This is a genomic window from Halorubrum sp. AJ67 (assembly GCF_000513435.1).
Window position 1 is genome coordinate 52,537 of record NZ_CBVY010000012.1, and the last position, 3,175, is coordinate 55,711.

At 68.6% G+C, this 3,175-nt stretch carries 2 protein-coding genes; both read right to left on the reverse strand.

Going from position 1 to position 3,175, the window contains the following annotated elements; translation table 11 throughout:
* On the reverse strand, positions 1 to 254 hold a 254-nt coding region (locus tag BN903_RS10635), incomplete at its 3' end, for a magnesium transporter MgtE N-terminal domain-containing protein (RefSeq protein WP_048077708.1).
* Between the two features lie 78 nt (positions 255 to 332).
* The coding region (gene uvrA, locus BN903_RS10640; protein WP_048077709.1) for an excinuclease ABC subunit UvrA at positions 333 to 3,175 on the reverse strand (2,843 nt) is incomplete at its 5' end.

Consider the following 3,175-nt stretch of genomic DNA (forward strand, 5'->3'; position numbering starts at 1 on the left):
AGACCGGTGAGGACCGCCTCGCGCGTCTCCTCGTCGACGTAGCCGAGCACGTCGGTGACTTCGTCCGGGTCGAGCGGGTCGACGAAGGTCTCCAACTGCGACCGGTCCATCCCGGTCGCGACCGCCTCCCTGACGCTCTCGGGGAGCGCGAAGAAGACGTCGCGCCGCTCGCGCCGCGGCAGCGACGCGAACTCCGTCGCCGGCTCCGGCGACATCGCGATCGCCTCCCGTACGTCGGTCGTCTCGATGCTCATACACCGCCGTCACGAGAGCCCCACTAAACGGTGCCGGACGCGGCTACGCGTCTCGCTGTCGCCCCCGAGCGCCGGCCGTCAGTCGTCGTCGGCCACCGCGGGCTTCCGGCGGTCGTCGCGGGGGCCTTCGAGGTCGACCTTCGGGAGCATGTCCCGGAGGTAGCGCCCGGTGTGCGACTCCTCGACGCGAGCGACCGCCTCGGGCGTGCCGCTGGCGACGAGTTCGCCGCCGCCGTCGCCGCCCTCGGGGCCGAGGTCGATCACGTGGTCGGCGTTCTTCACGAGGTCGAGTTCGTGTTCGATGACGACCACGGTGTTGCCCGCGTCGACGAGGCGGTGGAGCACGTCGATCAGCTTGCGCTCGTCCGCCTTGTGGAGGCCCGTCGTCGGCTCGTCGAGCAGGTACAGCGTGTCGCCGGTCGCGCGCTTGCCCAGCTCCTCGGCGAGTTTCACGCGCTGCGCCTCGCCGCCCGAGAGCGTCGTCGAGGGCTGGCCGAGCTCCATGTAGCCGAGCCCGACGTCTTTCAGCAGCTTGAGGCGGCGTTCGAGGCCGCGGTGGCTCTCGAAGAAGTCGTACGCCTCCGCGACGCTCATGTCGAGCACGTCGGCGATGGTCGCCCCCTTGTACTCGACGTCGAGCGTCTCGTCGTTGTAGCGCGCGCCGCCGCACTCCTCGCAGGGAACGTACACGTCGGAGAGGAAGTTCATCTCGATCTTGACGGTCCCCTGCCCGCCGCACTCCTCGCAGCGCCCGCCCTTCACGTTGAACGAGAACCGCCCCTTCTCGTAGCCGCGGCGCTTCGACAGCTTCGTCTCCGCGAACAGCTCGCGGACGTGGTCGAACACGTCCGTGTACGTGGCGGGGTTCGAGCGGGGCGTCCGCCCGATGGGGCTCTGGTCGATGAGCCGCACCGTCTCGACCTCGTCGAGGCCCCCGATCGCGTCGTGGTCGCCGGGGTCGACCGAGGTGTTGTCGTTCATCTCGCGGGCGAGCCCCTTGTACAGGATGTCGTTGACGAGCGTCGACTTCCCGGAGCCGGAGACGCCGGTGACGGTCGTCAGCGTGCCGAGCGGGATCGGCACGTCGAGGTCCTTCAGGTTGTGCTGGCGGGCCCCGCTCACCACGAGTTCGCCCTCGGACTCGCGGCGCTCGTCGGGCACCGGGATCGACTCCCGGCCCGCGAGGTAGTCGGCCGTGATCGAGTCGTCGGCGTCGACCACCTCGTCGAAGTCGCCCTGCGCGACGATCTCGCCGCCGCGCTTGCCCGGGCCCGGTCCCATGTCGATGATCTCGTCGGCGCGGCGCATCGTCTCCTCGTCGTGTTCGACGACGAGGAGGGTGTTACCCAGGTCGCGGAGCCCTTCGAGGGTGTTGAGCAGTCGGTCGTTGTCGCGCTGGTGGAGTCCGATCGAGGGCTCGTCTAAGACGTACAACACGCCGACCAGCCCGGAGCCGACCTGCGTGGCGAGCCGGATGCGCTGGCTCTCGCCGCCGGAGAGCGTCGACGCCTCCCGGTCGAGCGTGATGTACTCCAAGCCGACCTCCTCCATGAAGCCGAGCCGCGCCCGGATCTCTTTCAAAATCTCCTCGGCGATCGTCGTCTCGCGTTCGTTCAGCTGCGACTCCATCCCCTCGAAGTGTTCGCGGGCGTCGGCGATCGACAGCTCGTTCACCGCCGTGATCGACGTGCCCGCGACGAGGACGTGCCGCGACTGCTCCTTGAGTCGGGTCCCCTCGCACTCGGGGCAGGTCGTCACGGCCATATACTCCTCGATGTGGTCGCGGGCGCGCTCGGAGTCGGTCTCGACGTGGCGGCGCTCTAAGTTCGGGATGACGCCCTCGAACCGCTCCGTCTTCTCGCGCGTGCCGTTCTTCGTGGTCCACTCGAAGTGGACGAGGTCGTCGGTGCCGTAGAGGAACTGTCGCCGGATCTCCTCGTCCAGCTCCTCGAAGGGCGTGTCGAGGTCGACGCCGAAGTGGTCGGCGACGTTGTCGAGCTGTCGCGAGTAGTAGGTGCGGTCGTAGCTCCACGGCTCGAACACGTGTTTGAGCGGTTTCGACGGATCCTCGATCACGAGGTCCTCGTCGACCTCCTTCGTCGAGCCGATCCCCTCGCACTCGGGACAGGCCCCGTACGGGCTGTTGAAGGAGAACGACCGCGTCTCGATCGCGGAGAACTGGACGTCGGAGTTGGGGTTGCCGAGCTCCTCGGAGAACTCCACGACGAGCCGGTCGTCGGCCTCGGCGTCGGCCGCGAGCGACCCGGTCGAGCGCGCGTTCGACGCGAACGGCACGTCCTCCGGCGGGTCGGGGACGATCAGCTTGAGGGCCCCGTCGGCCTCCTCCAGCGCGGTCTCGACGGAGTCCGTGATCCGCGAGCGGGCGTCGGGGCTCACCGTGACCCGGTCGACGATCACGTCGATCGTGTGGTCGTAGTTCTCGTCGAGGTCGGGGTCGTCCAGCGTCAGGTCGACCGATTCGTCGTCGACCTCGACGCGGCTGTACCCGTCGCTCACCAGCTCCTCGAACAGCTCCTCGAAGGCCCCCTTCTGGTCGCGGACGACCGGGGCGGCCACCTTCGCCCGCGTGCCCTCGGGGAGTTCGAGGATCTGGTTCACCATGTCCTGTGCGGACTGCTCGCCCACCTCCTCGCCGGTGACGGGGTCGTACTGGGTGCCGATCCGGGCGTACAGAAGGCGGAGGTAGTCGTGGAGTTCGGTGACGGTGCCGACCGTCGACCGGGGGTTGTTCGCGGCGTTCTTCTGGTCGATGGAGATCGCCGGCGAGAGCCCCTCGACGGACTCCACCTGCGGTTTGTCCATCTGCCCGAGGAAGTTGCGGGCGTACGCGGACAGCGACTCGATGTACCGGCGCTGTCCCTCCGCGTAGACGGTGTCGAACGCGAGCGACGACTTCCCCG